Genomic DNA, 18,133 nt, shown 5'->3' on the forward strand with positions numbered 1-18,133 from the left:
CGGAGTACCGGAGCGCGCCGACAGCGGCCCCCCACCCTGCCCTGACGATCGGGTAACATGCGCCGCCGCGGGCCAGTGGCCCTCCTCTATCGGTAAGGAGTCACAGTGTTCGATACCCAGGTCATCATCATCGGTGCCGGCGCGGCCGGTTTGATGTGCGCCCTGAGCGCCGCTGCGCGCGGGCGTCGGGTCCTGGTCCTCGACCACGCCAACAAGGCCGGCAAGAAGATCCTCATGTCCGGCGGCGGTCGCTGCAACTTCACCAACCTCTATTGCGAGCCCGCCAACTTCCTCTCGCAGAACGCGCATTTCTGCAAATCGGCCCTGGCGCGCTACACCCAGTGGGACTTCATCGCCCTGGTAGCCAAGCACGGCGTGCCCTATCACGAGAAGAAGCTCGGCCAGCTGTTCTGCGACAACAAGGCCAGCGACATCCTCGCCCTGCTGCTGGACGAGTGCGAGCGAGGCGGCGTCGAGATCCGCCTGGAGACCTCGGTGCAGGAGATCGCCCGCCTCGACCCGGTTGGCTATCAGCTGCAGACCAGCCTGGGCCCGGTGCGCGGCGAATCCCTGGTGATCGCCACCGGCGGCCTGTCCATCCCGACCCTGGGCGCCACCGGCTTCGGTTATCAGGTCGCCCGCCAGTTCGGCCATCAGCTGCTGCCGACCCGCGCCGGTCTGGTGCCCTTCACGATCACCGATCCGCAGCTCAAGGAATTCTGCAGCGCCCTGTCCGGCACCGCGGTGGAAGACTGCCGGATCAGTTGCAACGGCCAGAGCTTCGTCGAGAATCTGCTGTTCACCCACCGCGGCCTCAGCGGTCCGGCGATCCTGCAGATCTCCTCCTACTGGCAACCCGGCGACACCCTCAGCATCGACCTGCTGCCGCACCTCGACCTGGCCCCGTGGCTCGCCGAGCAGCGCCAGGCGCGTCCCAACAGCGAACTCAAGACGCTGCTGGGCGAGTTGTTCACCAAGAAGATGGCCACTCTGCTCGCCGACAGCTGGTTCCCGTCCCGGCCACTGAAGCAATACACCGCCGACGAACTCAAGGCCATCGCCGCGCGCCTGCACGACTGGCAACTGGTCCCGGCGGGCACCGAAGGCTATCGAACCGCCGAGGTCACCCTGGGCGGCGTCGACACCCGCGAGGTGTCGTCCAAGACCCTGGAGTCGCTCAAGTCGCCCGGCCTGTACTTCATCGGCGAGGTGCTGGACGTCACCGGCCACCTGGGCGGTTTCAACTTCCAGTGGGCCTGGGCTTCGGGTTACGCGGCGGCGCAGTACGTCTAGGCCAAGGGACCGGGGACAGCGCCTTGCACCTGGACTCAGGCAGCCGCGGACGGCCAGGTCTGGCTCGCGATGCGCAGGAAATTCCCGCCCAGGATGGCGTCGATGTCAGCGGCGGTGTAGCCCCGACCCGCCAGTTGGCGTACCAGTTCAGGTAGCGCCTCGGGTTGCAGCTGGGTATGACCGTGCGGCTGTCCATAGTGGCGTGCGGGCCACCAGTCTTCAGCATCGACGCCAGCGGGAAGGTCATGCTCGGCCGGGCACAGCTCGGTATCCAGTCCGATGCCGATATGCCGGGTCCCGACCCGTTCCGCCAGGTAGTCGATCTGGCGGGCATAGCTGGCCACCGAGGCCGCGGGATCGCCCAGAAAGATGCCTAGCCCGGTCAGGCCGATCACCCCATCCTGGTCGGCACAGGCGCGGATCTGCCGATCGCTGATCGTCCGGGGATGATCGTGGAGCGCCTTGATGTTGGTGTGGGAAAAGACCACTGGCCGGGTCGAGACCGCCATGATCTCCAGGCTGGCGCGTTCGCTGGCGTGGGCACAGTCGAGGGTGATGCCCGCCGCATTGCCGGCCGCCACCACCGCGCGACCCAGCGCCGTCAGACCACCGCCGGCGCCATGGCAACCCCCGGCGCAGGCGTTGTCGCGGTTGTAGGCGAGCAGCATCTGGCGCACCCCGAGGGAGGCATAGAGCCCGACCATCGCCGGGTCGTCGAGCAGCATGTTCGAGCCTTCGAGATCGAAGGAAACGGCCAGCTTGCCTTGCTCGCGCGCACGCTGCAGGTCGGCCACCTCGCCGACGAGGCAGAAGTGCGCGTCATGCCGGGCCAGCCAGGCGCGGAAACCGGCGAGGGTGCGCAGCACCGTCGCGAAAGGCGTCATGTCCATGCCGACGTTGATCGACACGTGATGGAAGCCGGCCTCCCGATAGCGACTCAAGCCGGACATATCCTGCCCCGGCACCAGCGGCAGGCAGGCATGCGCCTCCCAGCGTAGCGGCTTGAGTCCCGCTTCTCCGGCTGCGACCGTCTGCATCTGCGTTCCCCTGCCTACGTCTCGAGGGGTTCAACATAGCATGCAGACCCGCCCCAGGCGCCGCCTGGCCGTTAGCCGAACTTCACGCCCCGCAACAGCGCCGGATCCACGCGCTGCGCCTGATAGCGCACCGAGACCTGGCCATAGGCATGGGGATCGAGCACCTGGTCCCAGCCCGCCGGGGTCACGTTCTGGCTGCGGCTGACGTCCGCTTCGGCGACGGCCGGCTGCGGCGCGGCCTGGGCGCGTCTTTCGTTGATCTCGGCGGCCATGGCGGTGTAGCTGGCGGTGCTGAGCAGGGCGAGTGCGGCCATCTTGTTGAAGACGTTCATGGTGGAGCCTCCTGTCTTGAACACGGGGGCTGGCGTCGCCGCGGCAAGCGGTCCGGCGTCAGTCACGGTTCCACCTTGCGCCCAGACGTCTTAACGCTGTCTTAAGCCCTCTGAACCCCGGCTGAACGACTGCGACAACCTGCCCCAGGCGATGGCCACTGGCCAATTGATCTGGATCAGTCTTGCCCAGGGCCAGCAGGCGCATCCTGCATGCAGCCGCCACTCCGCCCTGGAGGGGCGCCACGGCTCGCGAGGTCGCCATGAACGGACGCCTGGTCAAGGAACTGCTGGTCATCCTGCTGATCAAGCTGGCGCTGCTCATGGCGATCAAGAGCCTCTGGTTCAGCGCCCCCACGGTCCCGCCCGACGCCACCCAGGCGGTCAGCGCCCACCTGCTGGACTAGTACCCCTTCCCTTCGCTTGAGGAGATTGCCGGGATGATCTCGGAATCCGTCGTGGACCTGTCACGCCTGCAATTCGGCATGACGGCGCTGTATCACTTCATCTTCGTGCCCCTGACCCTGGGGCTGGTGGTGATCCTGGGAATCATGGAGTCGGTCTATGTAATGACCGGCCGCCAGGTCTACAAGGACATGACCCGGTTCTGGGGCAAGCTGTTCGGCATCAACTTCGCCCTGGGCGTCACCACCGGCCTGACCATGGAGTTCCAGTTCGGCACCAACTGGGCCTACTACTCCCATTATGTCGGCGACATCTTCGGCGCGCCCCTGGCCATCGAGGGCCTGATGGCCTTCTTCCTGGAATCCACCCTGATCGGGCTGTTCTTCTTTGGCTGGGACCGCCTGTCCAAGGGTCAGCACCTGCTGGTCACCTGGCTGGTGGCCCTGGGCTCGAATCTTTCCGCGCTGTGGATCCTGGTGGCCAACGGCTGGATGCAGAATCCGGTCGGCGCCGAATTCAACTACGTGACCATGCGCATGGAGCTGGTCGACTTCGGCGCCCTGCTGCTCAATCCCGTGGCCCAGGTGAAGTTCGTCCACACCGTGGCCTCTGGCTACGTCACCGGCGCCATCTTCGTGCTGGCGATCTCCAGCTACTACCTGCTCAAGGGTCGCGACATCGGCTTCGCCCGGCGCTCCTTTGCCGTGGCCGCCGCCTTCGGTACTGCCGCGGTCATCTCGGTGATCGTGCTGGGCGACGAATCCGGCTATCGGGTGGGCGAGGTGCAGAAGGTCAAGCTGGCCGCCATCGAGGCCGAGTGGGACACCGAGGCAGCCCCGGCTTCCTTCACCCTGTTCGGCGTCCCCAACCAGCAGGAAATGCGCACCGACTACGCGGTGAAGATCCCCTACCTGATGGGCCTGATCGCCACCCGCTCCACCACCGAGCCGGTCACCGGCATCAAGGACCTGGTCAGCCAGTACGAAGCCCGTGTCCGCAACGGTGCCCAGGCCTATGCCCTGCTGGAACGCCTGCGCGCCGGCGACGACTCCGCCGCCACCCGCGCTGCCTTCGACGCCCACAAGCAGGACCTGGGCTATGGCCTGCTGTTGAAGAAATACCTCAACGATCCCGCCATGGCCACCCCCGAGCAGGTCCGCCAGGCCGCACGGGACACCATCCCTGGCGTCGCCAGCCTGTTCTGGACCTTCCGCATCATGGTCGCCAGCGGCGCGCTGATGCTGGCGCTGTTCATCTGCGCCTTCTGGGCCTCCACCCGCCGCAACGAGCTCAAGAAGCCCTGGCTGCTGAAGTGGGCCCTGCTGAGCCTGCCGCTGCCCTGGATCGCCACCCAGACCGGCTGGTGGGTCGCCGAGCACGGTCGCCAGCCCTGGACCATCAGCGAGGTGCTGCCCACCCACCTGTCGGCTTCGACCCTGGCCGCGGGCGATCTGCTCGGCTCCATCGGTGCCCTGGTGACCTTCTATACCCTGCTGCTGATCGTGGAGCTGTACCTGATGATCCGCTTCGCCCGCCTCGGCCCGAGCAGCCTGCATACCGGCCGCTACTTCCATGAACGCGCCGCCCAGGTCGGCGACGCCCTGCGCCAGGCCGCCGTGGCCAGGCCCGCTGCCCCGGCCAACGTCTGAGGAGACCGCCATGTTCGACTATGAAGTCCTCAAGCTCATCTGGTGGGTACTGATCGGCGTGCTGCTGATCGGCTTCGCCCTCACCGACGGTTTCGACATGGGCGCCATGATCCTCATGCCCCTGATCGGCAAGACCGACAAGGAACGCCGCGCCGCCATCAACAGCATCGCCCCGCACTGGGACGGCAACCAGGTGTGGTTCATCACCGCCGGCGGCGCGCTCTTCGCCGCCTGGCCGATGGTCTATGCCACCGCCTTCTCCGGACTCTACTGGGCCCTGCTGCTGGTGCTCTTCGCCCTGTTCCTGCGCCCGGTGGGCTTCGACTACCGCAGCAAACTGGACAACACCCGCTGGCGCGGCGCCTGGGACTGGGGCCTGTTCACCGGCAGCCTGGTCCCGGCACTGGTGTTCGGCGTGGCCTTCGGCAATCTCTTCCAGGGCGTGCCCTTCCAGCTCGACGACACCCTGAGATCCACCTACAGTGGCAGCTTCTTCGCCCTGCTCAACCCCTTCGCGCTGCTTTGCGGCGCAGTCAGTTTGGCCATGCTCTGCGCCCATGGCGGCAGCTGGCTGATGCTGCGCACCCACCAGGCGTTGGGCGAGCGTGCCCGCCGCGCCACCGGCCTGTGCGCCCTGCTCCATCTCGCCACCTTCGGTCTGGCCGGCGTCTGGCTGGCCTATGGCTTCGACGGCTATGTCCTCATCAGCCAGGGCGATCCGGGCAGCGCCCTGAATCCCCTGCACAAGGTGGTGACCGCGGGTAACCCGGGCTGGCTGGCCAACTACCACCAACAGCCGCTGACCCTGATCGCCCCGGTCGTGGCCGTGCTCGGCAGCGTCCTGGCGCTGCTGGGCAGCAGCTGGCGTCAGGCGGGTCTGGCCTTTACCGGCACGGCCCTGGCCATCGTCGGCACCCTCACCACCGCCGGCTGCGCGCTGTTTCCCTTCGTGCTGCCGTCGAGCCTGGACCCGGCCTCCAGCCTGACCGTCTGGGACGCCGTCTCCAGCCACAAGACGCTGGGCATCATGTTCGTCGCCGCGGCGCTCTTCGTACCGCTGATCCTGGCCTACACCCTGTGGAGCTACGTCCGGATGTGGGGCAAGGTCGATGACCGCTTCATCGACGCCAACCCCCACGGCCTCTACTGATCGGCCCCTCTCAAGGAGACACGTCATGTGGTACTTCACCTGGATCCTCGGTGTCCTGCTCGCCGCGAGCTTCGGCATCATCAACGCCCTCTGGCTGGAAAGCACCCGGGAGCTCGACGTCCATGACGATGCCGAATGCTGAAGCCCTGCCCCGCGTCCACCCGCTGGGGCGGACACTGTCCCTGCTGCTGGCGGCGCCCCTGGCCCTGCTGCTGTTGATCCACCCCGGGCTGATGCTCGACGCGAGCGGGCACTACAGCCATCCGCTGCTGATGGCGGTGATGCTCGGCGTCTCGGCCGGGCTGGTCCATGGCGTGGGCTTCGTACCGCGCCTGTGGCTGTGGCGCCTGGTGTTCGGGCCGCTGGTGGGCTGGCCCTTGCTGGGGCTGGGCTATGTGCTGCTCTTCAAGGCCCAGCTGGGCTGACTGATGTCCGGCGATAGCGCCCGGCCTTCCCGGGCGCCGCCCTCATCGCCCGGCGTACCGCCTGGCCGCGTGCCTCACGTCGCTCCACTCACGCCGATGAATAACCTGACTATCAAGGTTCGCCAGCGGGTGCCGACATAACCGGAATCGATCTTGCCCCCGCCGGCTTCCCCCTGGCCGCCGGCGCCCCGCTGACCGCCTCAGAGAAGTCCACCATGCTCAGGAATGCCCCCTTAAGTACCAAGCTCCTGCTGATCCTGCTCCTGCCGCTGGCGGGCTTCCTGGTGATCTCCACGCTTTACACCGCCGACCGCTACGAGACCTTCAAGGACATGGAGCATACGGTGACCGCCAGCGCCGCCGCCCAGCGCATCAGCACCGTGGTCACCAGCCTGCAGCGCGAACGCGGCGCCAGCGGCGTCTTCCTGGGCAGCGGCGGCAAGTCGATGCAGGACAAGCTCAAGACCTTCCGCCAGGACAGTGACAAGGCCCATGGCGACCTCAAGGCCCTGGCCAGGGGTAACGAGGCCAACATCCAGGCCCTGCTGCGCGCCCTGGACGGTCTGCCGGAGCTGCGCACCCAGGTCGACGGCCTGGCGCTCAACAGCACCCAGTCCGGTGCGGCCTACACCGACCTGATCAAGACGCTGATCGGCTACACCCATTCGCTGGAAGCCGGGGTCGACGATCCGGCCATCCTGCGCGCCCTGGGCGCCCTCAATCTGTTCGTCGAGATGAAGGAGCGCGCCGGCCGCGAGCGCGTCCTGCTGGGACTGGCCTTCAACCAGAATCGCTTCGACGCTGGCCTACTGTCGCGCTTCGCCCGCAACCTGGGTGAATTCTCCGCCTATGCCGACGCCTTCCAGCGCAAGGCCACGCCCGACTTCATCCGCCAGCTCGACGACACCTTCAAGCAACCCAGCGCCCAGGAAGTCAGCCGCCTCCAGCAACTGGCCTTCACCGTCCCCCTCGGCGACGCCCTGGGCGTCAAGCCGGAGGACTGGTTCAACCTGGCCACCCAGCGCATCGACCTGATGGGCAAGGTCGAGGCGGATCTCGGCGCCAGCGTCGGCGCCCAGGCCGAGCAGGCCCGCGCCAAGGCCAGTCGCGACCTCTGGATCACCCTCGGCCTGGTGCTGCTGGTGCTGGTAGCCGTCTCGGCCCTGGCCTGGGTGATCATCCGCAACATCAAGCAGGCGGTGGAGCAGGTCAACGCGACCCTCACTCGCCTCGCCACCCGCGACCTCACCGCCCGCTGCACCTATCAGGGCAAGGACGAGTTCGGCACCATCACCGGCAACCTCAACCTGATGAGCCAGGAGCTGGGCCAGGTGATCCAGGAGATCGGCGCGGCCACCGTGCAGGTCGCCACCGCCGCCGAAGAGGCCTCGGCCGTCGCCATCGAGACCAGCCAGAACGTCGCCCAGCAGCGCCTGGGCACCGATCAGGTGGCCACCGCCATCGCCGAGATGAGCGCCACGGTCAAGGACGTCGCCCGCAGCACCACCGAAGCCGCCGAAGGCTCGCGGCAGGTCGAGGGCAACACCAGCCAGGGTCGCCGCGAATTGCAGGCCACCATCGGCCTGGTCCAGGGGCTGTCGGTGCAGGCCGAACGGACCTCGGAAATCATCGCCGAACTCAAGCACGAGAGCGACGCCATCTCCTCGGTGCTGGACGTGATCCGTGGCATCGCCGAGCAGACCAACCTGCTGGCCCTCAACGCCGCCATCGAAGCCGCCCGCGCCGGTGAGGCCGGTCGCGGCTTCGCCGTGGTCGCCGACGAGGTGCGCTCCCTGGCGCAGAAGACCCAGCAATCCACCGGCAGCATCCAGCAGATGATCAGCCACCTGCAGAACGGTTCCGACCGCGCCACCCAGGCCATGCAGGAAACCCTCAGCCAGGTGCAAACCGGCGCCAGCAACGTGGTCCGCGCCGGCGAGCTGCTGGGCGAGATCGCCGAAGGCGTGACCCTGATCAACGACCGCAACATCCAGGTGGCCTCGGCGGCCGAGCAGCAGAGCCAGGTCGCCGAAGAGATCAGCCGCAACGTCAACGACATCAATGACCTGGTGATCCAGGTCAGCGCCGGTGCCGAGCAGACCGCCGTCACCAGTCGCGAACTGGCTCGGCTCGCCGAACAGCAGCAGGCGCTGGTGGGTCGCTTCCGGGTGGCCTGATGCTACCAAGGCCGCCAGCAAGCGGCAGGCCGGCGCGCGCTCGCCAGAAGTCGGCTCGCTGCGTTTGGGCGCTGCCGGACTTCAGCGTCGTGGCCGGAAATCCGCCGGATTCAAGGCGAAGCGGCGCAGCTTCACATAGAGCCCGGCGCGCGAGATCCCGAGCCGGGTGGCGGTTTGACGAAGGTTGCCGCGGGTCTGCTCCAAGGCGGCACGGATCAGGTCCCGCTGACCCGTTTCCAGGGGGGTAAGGCGCTCGTCGCCTCTGCCTGGGGAAAGGGCGTTGGTGAGCAGCGAAGGTGGCAAGTCCACTGGCTGGATGAGCGGCCCCTGGGCCAGATTGACCGCCCGCTCGATGACGTTTTCCAACTCCCGTACGTTACCGGGCCAGCTATGGGCCAGCAGCAACGTCAGCGCTTCGTCTGCGATGGCCAGCGGCGGACGTTCCAGATGACGGCTTAGCGCCTTGAGCATCGTCGCCACCAGCCGCGGAATGTCTTCGCGGCGCTCCCGCAATGGCGGCACCTGCAGGGGGAGCACATTGAGGCGGTAGAAGACATCCTCACGGAAGCTCCCGCCTGTCACGGCCTGGGTGAGATCCCGATGGGTGGCCGCAATGACTCGGACGTCCACCGCCTGGGCCTTCTTGGCACCGACCCGGGTCACCTCGCCCTCCTGCAGTACCCGGAGCAGGCTCGCCTGGGCCTCCAGGGGCATGTCGCCGATCTCGTCGAGAAACAGCGTGCCGCCATCGGCCAGCTCGAACTTTCCCGCCGCACCGCCACGAGCAGCCCCGGTGAAGGCACCCTCGACATGGCCGAACAGCTCGCTCTGCACCAGGTCGCGGGGAATAGCACCACAGTTCACCGCGACGAAGGGCCCATGCCGCCGGGCGCTGGCGTTGTGGATCGCCTGGGCGAACAGCTCCTTGCCTACCCCACTTTCTCCCAGTACCAGCACCGTGGCCTCGCTGTGGCTGGCTGGCTGCCTGCGCTACGCGCAACGCGTTCTGCAACGCTGGCGAGCGGACCTGGATATCATTGAAGCTGTAGCGCGCCCGGGTACCCAGCAGTTGGCGAGTGATCTCGCGGATGCGGCGATTCTCTCGCAGTGACAGCACCCAACCGCCTTGGGCGATGGGCGCGGCGGAGGCCAGGCACGGCAAATCGCTGCCGTCCGGCAGCCGCAGGGTGAGGTCGCGATCCTGGCGCTCCCAGCGCCGATCCAGCCACAGGTCGAGGTCGGTGTCCTGGGTGATGAAGCTGGCGAACGGCCGACCGCGCTGTGGATCGTCCAGCTGCAGCAGGCGGCGCGCATAGCCGTTCAGGCTACGGATGTGGCGGTCGTCGTCGAGCAGGATGACGCCTTCGTTGAGGACCTCCAGCACCCGCTGCTGCTCGTCCAGCAGCGCGGTGAGCGCCAGCTGGCGGGAGACCGCCTCCGCCGCGGCCTGGACCGTGCCCAGGGTATGGCAGTGGAAGTTGCCCACCGCCGCGGTGAGGGTCAGGGCGCCGAGCAGCCGTCCCTGGGTGTCGCGGACCGGCGCCGAGGCGCAGTGCATCCGCCGCTCGCGCAGCTCGCGCTTGAAATTCTCTTCTGCCAGGACGAACACCAACCGCTGCTCGCGCAGGGCCAGGCCGGTGCAGTTGGTGCCCTGCACCGACGCCAACAGCCGACTGCCCAGCGGCGTGAGGTCCAGCCCGCAGGCGGCCAGGGTCACCCCCTCGGCATCCGCCAGGTTGAGGTGCCCGTCCGGGTTGTAGCGCAACAGCTCGGCCATGATCGGCGCGGCGATGTCCAGCAGCTCGCGCTGCCGCTCAAGCCGCCGGGCCAGATCCTGCGGCTCGACGAACTCGTAGTGAAATTGCTCGGCGACGATGCCCGCCGCGCGGCTGCGCAGCCAGGACGCCCGGATCACCGGCGCCGCCATGGCGCTGCAACAGGCCGGAATGGGCAAGGGTCAGGTTCCGGTGGTGGGTGTGGATGGCCTGCCCGACGGTCAGGCGGCCATCAAGCGCGGACTGCTGGCCGCCTCGGTGTTCCAGGACCCACGAGGCCAGGCCGTGCAGGCGGTGCGGTCCGCGCTCAAGATGATCCGCAAGGAACCGGTCCAGGCGGATGTCTGGGTGCCGTACGAGTTGATCACGCCCAGTAACCTGGCGGATTACACCGCTCGCTTCAAGTAGCGACTGGGATCGTGCCAGCCTGAACGCGGTAGCGTCCCGACATTGTCCGGGGCGCTGCCGGAAAAGAGCGATCGCCCCTGCAGGAACGCCCCGCGAAGGCTGAAAACCTACTCCCGGGGCAGCTCAGTGCCGCGTCCAGCGGTAGAAGGGCTTCAGGGCCGGGCCCTTGCTCCGCTGGCGCCGCTCGCCCACCGTTAGGGCCAGTCTTTCACCAGCGACCTGAAGTAGAGGGTGAAGATCAGTCGCACGTCCAGGAGCGGCGCGAAGATGTACTGGTCGCGAAGGATGCCAGCCAGCGTGCCACAAAACAGGCTATGCAGCTGTAGGCTGGCGGTTCTCGGCGTCACCCCGGCTTGCAGGCGCTGCCGTTGGCCGTCGAAGAGGCGTTCCACGAGCGCTACGAATTCGCGGGTCAAGGCACTCTCCCGCTGTTCGACTTCATGCAGTTCCAGTGTGAACTCGCAACGGTGCACGAGGATGGTCATGACTCGACGCTCCCGTCCCGGTTGGACGAACTTCTCCATGCACTCGACGCACAGTTCGTACAGCCTCATCAGGCAGTCGCCTTCCCCATCCGCACTCAACTGCTGGGTGACTTCGTCGAGCGGAATGCGGATGCGATTGAGCATCTCAAGGACCAGCTGCGCCTTGTCCCTGAAGTGCCAATACACCGCTCCTCGCGTGAACCCGCACTCCCTGGCGATCATTTCGAGGCTGGTGCGCGAAACACCATTGGTGAGAAACAGCACCTCAGCTGCATCCAGGATGGTCTGCCGGGTGTGCTCAGCGTCTTCCTTCGTACGGCGCATGGATATCTCGCTTCAAATGCGTCTGTTTTGCCAGTTTAACGTTTGGCTTGGCTTTTACAAACATTCTTGCATGTATGCTTCCATAGGTTATCTTCCGGTATTCCCGGACCATGCGTGCTCGTCAGTCCTGGGACCTACCTAGGTGCCAGCTGCCCAGTTGGATTTTGGACAGCGGCTGAAGAAAAACAGGAAGAGAGCCTTTTCTTCCTGGTGGACTCAATCTCTATCTGAAACGACGCAGGGAAACGCCGCTCCTACCGCTACGCGAGTCCAAAGATCATGTGCACCGCCGCGAGCATGAGCGGCCGGGCCGCGCGTGCCTGCGAGTTCATCAACTATCAGGCCCCCAGCCAACGCCTGAACAGCGCGCTGGCGTTCACCCCGCCGAAACCGAAGCCATTGGACAGGGCGTAGTCGATCGCCAGCGGTCGAGCCTGCAGGGCGACAAGATTCAGGCCTTCGGCAGCCGGATCCGGATGGTGCAGATTCAGCGTCGGCGGCACGACCTGATCACGCAGCGCGAGCACGGTGAAGATCGCCTCTATGCCGCCTGCGGCGCCCAGCAGGTGTCCCGTGCTGGATTTGGTCGAGCTGATGGCCACCGGAGCGTCATCGCCGAAGACCGCGCGGATGGCGGCCAGCTCCCCCTTGTCTCCCACCTGGGTGGAGGTGGCGTGGGCATTGATGTGCTGCACCTCGGCAGCGCTGATCCCGGCCTGGCGCAGGGCCTGCTCCATGGCGCGACGAGCACCGCTGCCATCTTCCGGGCCGGCGGTGAGATGGTAGGCATCGGCGCTGGTGCCATAACCCACCAACTCGGCCAGGGGCGTGGCGCCGCGTGCCAGGGCGTGTTCCAACGTCTCGATCACCAGCAGCCCCGCGCCCTCGGCCATGACGAAGCCGTCACGATCCCGGTCGAAGGGCCGCGAAGCCTCCTGCGGACGCTCGTTGAATCCCGTGGACAGAGCCCGGGCGACGGCGAAGCTGCCCAGGCTGACGCGGTTGATGGCCGCCTCGGCCCCGCCGCAGAGGGCGATGTCAGCCTCGCCACTGCGAATCAGCCGGGCGGCGTCGCCGATGGCCTGGACACCCGCGGCGCAGGCGGTGATGGGCGCCCCCAACGGGCCCCGGAAACCATGCTGGATGGAGACGTTGCCCGCCGCCATGTTGGCGAGGAAGGACGGTGCGGTGAAGGGCGAGAGCCGGCGTGGGCCGCGCGCATCGGTGGTTCGTACCGCCTCGGCGATGGCACCGAAACCGCCGACCCCGGAAGCGATGATGGTCGCCGTCCGCTCCCGTTGCGCCTCGCTGGTCGGCTGCCAGCCGGCCTGATCGAGCGCTTCCTTGGCCGCCACCAGCGCGAACTCGATGAAGCGATCCATTTTCTTCAGGTCCTTGGCGGCGATGGCCACCAGGGGGTCGTAGCCCGCCTCCGGATCGTCGGCGCGGCTGGGCACCTGGCCGGCGATGAGACTGCCCACTCCGTCGCTGACCTCGGCCGGCAGCAGGCTCAGGCCGGAGCGACCCGCCAGTAGCCGCGCCCAGACGGCGTCGGTGCCACAGCCCAGCGGACTGACCGTGCCCAGGCCGGTCACCACGATGCGTGTTCTGTCGTTGCCTTGCATTGCCTTACCTCTTTTCTCGATGGGAGGTGCCCGTCGGCGACCTCGTGTCTTGTCCGCTTCCAATCACGGCGCGATTGCCAGGTCGGAGGACCGGGGATCTCTGCGGGCGGGTGGCTTGATCCTGAACCAGATGGCGTACATGGCCGGCAGGAATACGAGGGTGAGCACGGTGCCTGCGAGGGTGCCGCCGATGAGGGTGTAGGCCAGGGTGCCCCAGAACACGGAATGGGTAAGCGGGATGAAGGCCAGGATCGCCGCCAGTGCGGTAAGGATCACCGGCCTCGCGCGCTGCACGGTCGCCTCGACCACCGCCTGGAAGGGCGGCAGGCCGTCCTGCTCGTTCTGGTGGATCTGCCCGATCAGGATCAGGGTGTTGCGCATCAGGATGCCCGACAGCGCGATCAGCCCGACCAGGGCGTTGATGCCGAAGGGTTGCTGGAAGAGGATCAGCGTAGGCACGACCCCGATCAGCCCCAGCGGGCTGGTCATGAAGACCATGATCATCGCGGCCATGGAGCGCACCTGCAGGATGATGATGAGCAGCGTCAGGGCGATCATCAGCGGGAAGATCGGCAGCATCGCCGCCATCGCCTTGCCCGACTCCTCGATGGCACCTGCCTGCACGATCCGATAGCCCGCCGGCAAGCCCTCGATGATCGGCTGCAGCTGCTCGAGCACGGCGGTGGAAACGTCCGGCGGTTGCAGCTCTTCGGCAATGTCGCCGCGTACGGTGATGGTCGGCACCCGATCGCGGCGCCGCATGAGGGGCTCCTCCATCTGCACCTCAACGTCGCCGATCTGCGACAGTGGAATGCGCTGGCCCTGGGCGCCGACCAGAGTGAGATCGCCCAACCGCGCCGGATCGAGGCGAACGTCGCCCGCCGCCCGCGCGACCACCTGGACGGTGCGGATGTCTTCGCGCACCGCTGTCACCGGAACGCCACTGAGCAGGAATTGCAGCTGCTGCGCCACGCTGCCTGAGCTCAGGCCTATCGCCTGCAGCCGATCCTGCTGCAACCTGAAGCGCAGCACCGGCATACGGGTGCCCCAATCGCTGTTGACGGTGCGCATCATCGGGCTGGCGCGCATCACCTGCTCCACCTCCCCTGCCACCCGCCGCAGCACCTGCGGGTCGGGGCCGCTCACGCGAAAGGCGACCGGGAACGGCGAATAGGGTCCGAACACCAGTTGGGTGACGCGCAGCCGTGCCTCCGGCGCGAGTCCGGCAGCGATGGCCTCGCGCAGGCGCACCTTGAGGGCTTCACGGGCCTCCGGGTCGTCGGTGCGGATGATGATCTTGGCAAAGGAAGGATCCGGCAGTTCCGGGCTCATGGCGAGAAAGAAGCGCGGCGCCCCCTGCCCGATGTACGAGGTCACGATCCGGGCGTCATCCTGCCGGGCGAGCCAGGCCTCGACCTTGGCGGTCGCCCGCTCGGTCTCGGTGATCGAGGTGCCATAGGGCATCTGCACCTCCACCATCACCTCGGGCCGATCGGAGATGGGGAAGAACTGCTTCTTGACGACGGCCATGCCCAGGATGGCGGCCACGAACAGGCCGATCACCAGCAGCGCGACCAGCCACTTGCGCGCGATCACCTGGCCAAGAACGCGACGAAAACGGTTGTAGCGTGGGGTGTCGTAAAGCGCGGTGTGCCCGCCTTCGATGGTTTTGGTCTCCGGCAGCAGCTTGACGCCCAGGTAGGGCGTGAAGACCACCGCCACGAGCCAGGAGGCGATCAGCGCGATGCCGACGATCCAGAACATGTTGCTGGTGTATTCACCCGCCGCGGACTGAGCGAAGCCATTGGGCATGAAGCCCACGGCGGTCACCAGGGTGCCGGCCAGCATGGGCGCGGCGGTGTGGCTCCAGGCATAGGCCGACGCCTTGACGCGGCTATAGCCCTCCTCCATCTTCACCACCATCATCTCGATGGCGATGATGGCATCGTCCACCAGCAGCCCCAGGGCCAGGATCAGCGAGCCCAGGGTAATGCGATCGAAATTCTTGCCGGTGGCCGCCATCACCAGGAACACCGCCGCCAGCGTCAGGGGGACCGCGGCCGCCACGACGATGCCCACCCGCCAGCCCATGCTGACGAAGCACACCGCCATCACCACCAGCAGGGCGACGAAGAACTTGATCATGAATTCGTCGACCGACGAGGCGATGTTGACCGCCTGATCCGTCACCTTGGTCAGACTCATGCCCAAGGGCATCTCAGCGTTTATGGTGCCAACTTCGCTTTCAAGTGACTTGCCGAGATCCAGACCATTCCAGCCGTCGCGCATGACGATACCCAGCAGGAGCGCCGGCTCGCCACCGCTGCGGATGACGAAGGTGGCAGGATCTTCATAGCCACGCTTCACCGTCGCGATGTCCGCCAGTTTGAAGGTGCGGCCGTTGACGATCACCGGGGTGTCGCGAATGGCATCGAGTTGATCGAAGGCACCATCCAGGCGGACGAACACCTCGGGGCCGCGGGTTTCGATGGAGCCCGCGGGAGTCAGGACGTTCTGGGCATCGAGCGCGGCAAAGATGTCTTGCGGCGCCACCCCCAGGGTCGCCAGGCGATCGTGGGAAAACTCCACATAGATGCGCTCGGTCTGCTCACCCAGGATGTTGACCTTCTTGACCCCTGGCACATGCAGCAGACGCTGGCGCAGCGTTTCCGCCTCGCGCGCCAGCAGCCGTTGCGGCTCGCCCCGGGCCTTCAGCGCGAAGAGCGCGAAGGTGACGTCGGCGTACTCATCGTTGACCATTGGCCCGATCACCCCGGCGGGCAGGGTCCTGGCTTCGTCACTGAGCTTCTTGCGCGCCTGGTAGAACTCCTCGGGTACCTCGGCCGGCGGCGTTTGGTCGAGCAGCGTCAAGGTCGTGAAGGCCAAACCCGGACGGGTATAGGTTTCCGAGCGGTCGTACCAGCGTAATTCCTGCAGGCGCTTTTCCAGCTTCTCGGCGACCTGATCCTGCATCTCCTGCGCCGTGGCACCCGGCCAGGCGGTGATGATGGTCATGACCTTGACCGTGAAGGCCGGATCTTCCGCCCGGCCCAGCTTGAAGAACGACAGTACCCCGCCGACCGAGATCAGCAGGATCAGGAACAGGGTAATGGAGCGCTCGCGGACGGCCAGCGCCGACAGATTGAATCGGCTGTCGCTCACGGCTGCTTTCCTTCCAGCGCACTGTTGGCATCTGAGGCCAAGCGGATCGTCTGGCCCTCGTGGAGCAGATGAACACCGAGGGCCACGACCCTGTCACCCGACTGGAGGGGGCCGGCCACCAGGGCGGTGTCATCCGCCAGTTGACGAACCTGCACGGGTACCCAGGCGACCTGCTCGGGCGAGCCCTGGATACGCCAGACGCCAGCGCCCTTGCCCTCGTCGTAGAGGGCGCCCAACGGCACCTGCAAGGCATTCGCCCGCGGCACGGACTCTTCCGGGATACGCAATGTCACCGTGGTGCCCAGCGGCGCATTGGCCAGCGCCCCTTCGAGCACATAGCGCGCCTCGAAGGTACGCGTCTCGCGATCGGTGCTGTCCGATAACTGCCGCAGTCGTGCCGGTCCTGGCTGTGGATCAGCGCCCAAACGGCTGGCTTGGGCCAGCGAGCCAAGCGCCGGACGCAAGGTCTCCGGCAGCTGGACGACGACCTCCCGGGCGCCCGCGCGGGCCAGGCGCATCACGATCTGCCCAGCGGCCACGACCTGCCCGGGCTCGGCCAGGGTATCGACCACGGTGCCATCCGCATCCGCCACCAGGACGGCATAACGGCTGGCGTTGAGCGCCACCTCTGCCTGGGCTTCGGCGGCCTTGAGCTGGGCCCTCGCCGTATCCGCAGCGGCCTTGATCTGATCGTAGCCGGAGACCGAAATTGCCCCCGTGCCGCGCAGGTCCCGATAGCGAGACTCATCGTCTGCCGCCTGGCGAGCCCGCGCCTGGGCAGCGGCCACGGCTTCGCGCTGCGCCTGCAGGGCCAGCTGCAGATCGATGGGGTCGAGCTTGAGCAGCGGTTGTCCGCGCTTGACGGTTGCCCCTATGTCCACCAGCCGTTCGGCAACCTTGCCGGCGACGCGAAAGCCCAGATCGCTCTGCACTCGCGCGGCGACGATGCCGGTAAAGGTGCGGCTAGCGCTCTCGGCCTGTTGCGCCACGGCGGCTCGTACCAACGGTGCCTGCGTACGGGGATCGCCTTGGGAAGGGGCGTTGCACCCGCCGAGAGACAGCGGAAGGACTGTAGCCACCACGGCGGTGGAAAGCAGACGGCGCGCGAACATGGAAGCTCCAGGAGGATGCCAGCAGAGCGCGCAATTTGATACCAGTGACCATTTTAGTCAATAGTCACTGAGCAATTTAAGGCGAGAGGCTACGCAGCACCAGGTTGGCCAGCTGGGTAAGGGCGACGTCGAAATGCTCGAAGCTGTGCTGCAGCATCAGCGGATTCAGATAGGGTCGAAGCACGAGATAGGTCGCGGTCGTCACGTCGTCGATCGGCGTCTTGCGCTCGAACTGCCCCTCCCCGCGGCCCTGCGCCAGGATTTCCTTGAGCAGCTCCTGCATCCGCGCTTCGTAGCTGATCGTGGCCGGCCAGCGACCGGAGGCTGCAGAGATCGCGATTTCGTACAACTTTCGATCCTCCGAAAACAGCTGCAGTGTCGCTGCTGGAAGGCTCTGGAAAAGCCTTCTGAGCTTTTCAGGCGGACTGTCGGTCGAGCCAACCGCGGCCCTGGCCGCTGCCTCGATTCCCTGCAGGCAATCCGCACAGATGGCCTCGCCGATCGCCTGCTTCGAATCGAAGAACTTGTAAATGTAGGCTTTGGAAAACCCGATGCTCCTGGCGAGTTCGGACACTGTGGTTTTCTCGTAGCCGTAGCGGCTGAAGTGCGCTTTCGCTGCCACCATGATCTGGTGGCGAACGTCGTGCTCGGCCGGTCCACGCGCCTGGCCAGGTGAAACGGATTCGGTAGTCATGGGCTTAGGTGTTCCGGCAGTTGCAAAATGAAACGGAAGGTGACCAATATACACTTTAGTCACTAAAACCGTTCAGGCGTTGC

Annotated in this window: 15 protein-coding genes and 1 pseudogene; 8 read left to right on the forward strand and 8 right to left on the reverse strand. The window is 66.5% G+C overall.

The genetic code is table 11. The annotated features are described in order from the left end of the window. Window positions 1–105: 105 nt before the first annotated feature. Entirely contained in the window at window positions 106–1,293 is a 1,188-nt protein-coding gene (locus tag RCF34_RS03150) for an NAD(P)/FAD-dependent oxidoreductase (protein WP_308706863.1), read from the forward strand. A gap of 35 nt (window positions 1,294–1,328) precedes the next feature. On the opposite strand, the gene RCF34_RS03155 is transcribed toward RCF34_RS03150, so the two are convergent. Together RCF34_RS03155 and RCF34_RS03160 are read right to left on the reverse strand one after the other, a co-directional pair. Beyond that, window positions 1,329–2,330 (reverse strand): membrane dipeptidase, encoded by a 1,002-nt coding sequence (locus tag RCF34_RS03155; RefSeq protein WP_308706864.1) that lies wholly within the window; start codon window positions 2,328–2,330, stop codon window positions 1,329–1,331. Window positions 2,331–2,401: 71 nt separating this feature from the next. Then, the gene (locus RCF34_RS03160; RefSeq protein WP_308706865.1) at window positions 2,402–2,662 is read right to left on the reverse strand and encodes a hypothetical protein; all 261 of its coding nucleotides are present in this window, start codon (window positions 2,660–2,662) and stop codon (window positions 2,402–2,404) included. A gap of 260 nt (window positions 2,663–2,922) precedes the next feature. On the opposite strand from RCF34_RS03160, the gene cydP reads away from it, so the two are divergent. The 6 genes from cydP to RCF34_RS03190 all read left to right on the forward strand — a co-directional run bounded on the left by cydP (window position 2,923) and on the right by RCF34_RS03190 (window position 8,465). Continuing rightward, complete coding sequence (gene cydP, locus RCF34_RS03165; protein ID WP_308706866.1) at window positions 2,923–3,066, forward strand: cytochrome oxidase putative small subunit CydP; 144 nt, start codon at window positions 2,923–2,925, stop codon at window positions 3,064–3,066. 33 nt (window positions 3,067–3,099) lie between these two features. Next, the gene (locus RCF34_RS03170; RefSeq protein ID WP_308706867.1) at window positions 3,100–4,713 is read left to right on the forward strand and encodes a cytochrome ubiquinol oxidase subunit I; all 1,614 of its coding nucleotides are present in this window, start codon (window positions 3,100–3,102) and stop codon (window positions 4,711–4,713) included. 10 nt (window positions 4,714–4,723) lie between these two features. Then, on the forward strand, window positions 4,724–5,863 hold the full coding sequence (gene cydB / locus RCF34_RS03175; RefSeq protein ID WP_308706868.1) for a cytochrome d ubiquinol oxidase subunit II: 1,140 nt from the start codon (window positions 4,724–4,726) through the stop codon (window positions 5,861–5,863). 25 nt (window positions 5,864–5,888) lie between these two features. Next, complete coding sequence (cydX, locus tag RCF34_RS03180; protein ID WP_007158843.1) at window positions 5,889–6,005, forward strand: cytochrome bd-I oxidase subunit CydX; 117 nt, start codon at window positions 5,889–5,891, stop codon at window positions 6,003–6,005. Then, window positions 5,992–6,288, forward strand: a complete 297-nt coding sequence (locus tag RCF34_RS03185) for a cyd operon YbgE family protein (RefSeq protein ID WP_308707516.1) — start codon at window positions 5,992–5,994, stop codon at window positions 6,286–6,288. The genes cydX and RCF34_RS03185 overlap by 14 nt, the downstream gene beginning before the upstream one ends. Before the next feature lie 215 nt (window positions 6,289–6,503). Continuing rightward, window positions 6,504–8,465 carry a methyl-accepting chemotaxis protein gene (locus RCF34_RS03190; RefSeq protein ID WP_308706869.1) on the forward strand — a complete coding sequence of 654 codons (1,962 nt, stop codon included), beginning with the start codon at window positions 6,504–6,506 and terminating at the stop codon, window positions 8,463–8,465. Between the two features lie 81 nt (window positions 8,466–8,546). Here the strand turns inward: RCF34_RS03190 and RCF34_RS03195 are convergent. Then, window positions 8,547–10,392, reverse strand: a pseudogene (locus tag RCF34_RS03195) (sigma-54-dependent Fis family transcriptional regulator). Here RCF34_RS03195 and RCF34_RS03200 point away from each other — a divergent pair. Next, on the forward strand, window positions 10,340–10,648 hold the full coding sequence (locus RCF34_RS03200) for a substrate-binding domain-containing protein (protein WP_374941137.1): 309 nt from the start codon (window positions 10,340–10,342) through the stop codon (window positions 10,646–10,648). The pseudogene RCF34_RS03195 and the gene RCF34_RS03200 overlap by 53 nt on opposite strands. A 194-nt stretch (window positions 10,649–10,842) precedes the next feature. Here the strand turns inward: RCF34_RS03200 and RCF34_RS03205 are convergent, their stop codons facing one another. The 5 genes from RCF34_RS03205 to RCF34_RS03225 all read right to left on the reverse strand — a co-directional run bounded on the left by RCF34_RS03205 (window position 10,843) and on the right by RCF34_RS03225 (window position 18,050). Continuing rightward, window positions 10,843–11,457, reverse strand: a complete 615-nt coding sequence (locus RCF34_RS03205) for a TetR family transcriptional regulator (protein ID WP_308706870.1) — start codon at window positions 11,455–11,457, stop codon at window positions 10,843–10,845. A gap of 338 nt (window positions 11,458–11,795) precedes the next feature. Next, on the reverse strand, window positions 11,796–13,082 hold the full coding sequence (gene fabF / locus RCF34_RS03210; RefSeq protein ID WP_308706871.1) for a beta-ketoacyl-ACP synthase II: 1,287 nt from the start codon (window positions 13,080–13,082) through the stop codon (window positions 11,796–11,798). 63 nt (window positions 13,083–13,145) lie between these two features. Beyond that, window positions 13,146–16,244, reverse strand: a complete 3,099-nt coding sequence (locus tag RCF34_RS03215; RefSeq protein ID WP_308706872.1) for an efflux RND transporter permease subunit — start codon at window positions 16,242–16,244, stop codon at window positions 13,146–13,148. Continuing rightward, entirely contained in the window at window positions 16,241–17,356 is a 1,116-nt protein-coding gene (locus RCF34_RS03220) for an efflux RND transporter periplasmic adaptor subunit (protein ID WP_308706873.1), read from the reverse strand. The genes RCF34_RS03215 and RCF34_RS03220 overlap by 4 nt, the downstream gene beginning before the upstream one ends. Window positions 17,357–17,432: 76 nt before the next feature. Next, on the reverse strand, window positions 17,433–18,050 hold the full coding sequence (locus RCF34_RS03225) for a TetR/AcrR family transcriptional regulator (protein WP_308706874.1): 618 nt from the start codon (window positions 18,048–18,050) through the stop codon (window positions 17,433–17,435). Window positions 18,051–18,133: the final 83 nt, after the last annotated feature.

The sequence above is a fragment of the Pseudomonas sp. 102515 genome, from assembly GCF_031085165.1.
GTDB lineage: Bacteria > Pseudomonadota > Gammaproteobacteria > Pseudomonadales > Pseudomonadaceae > Chryseomonas.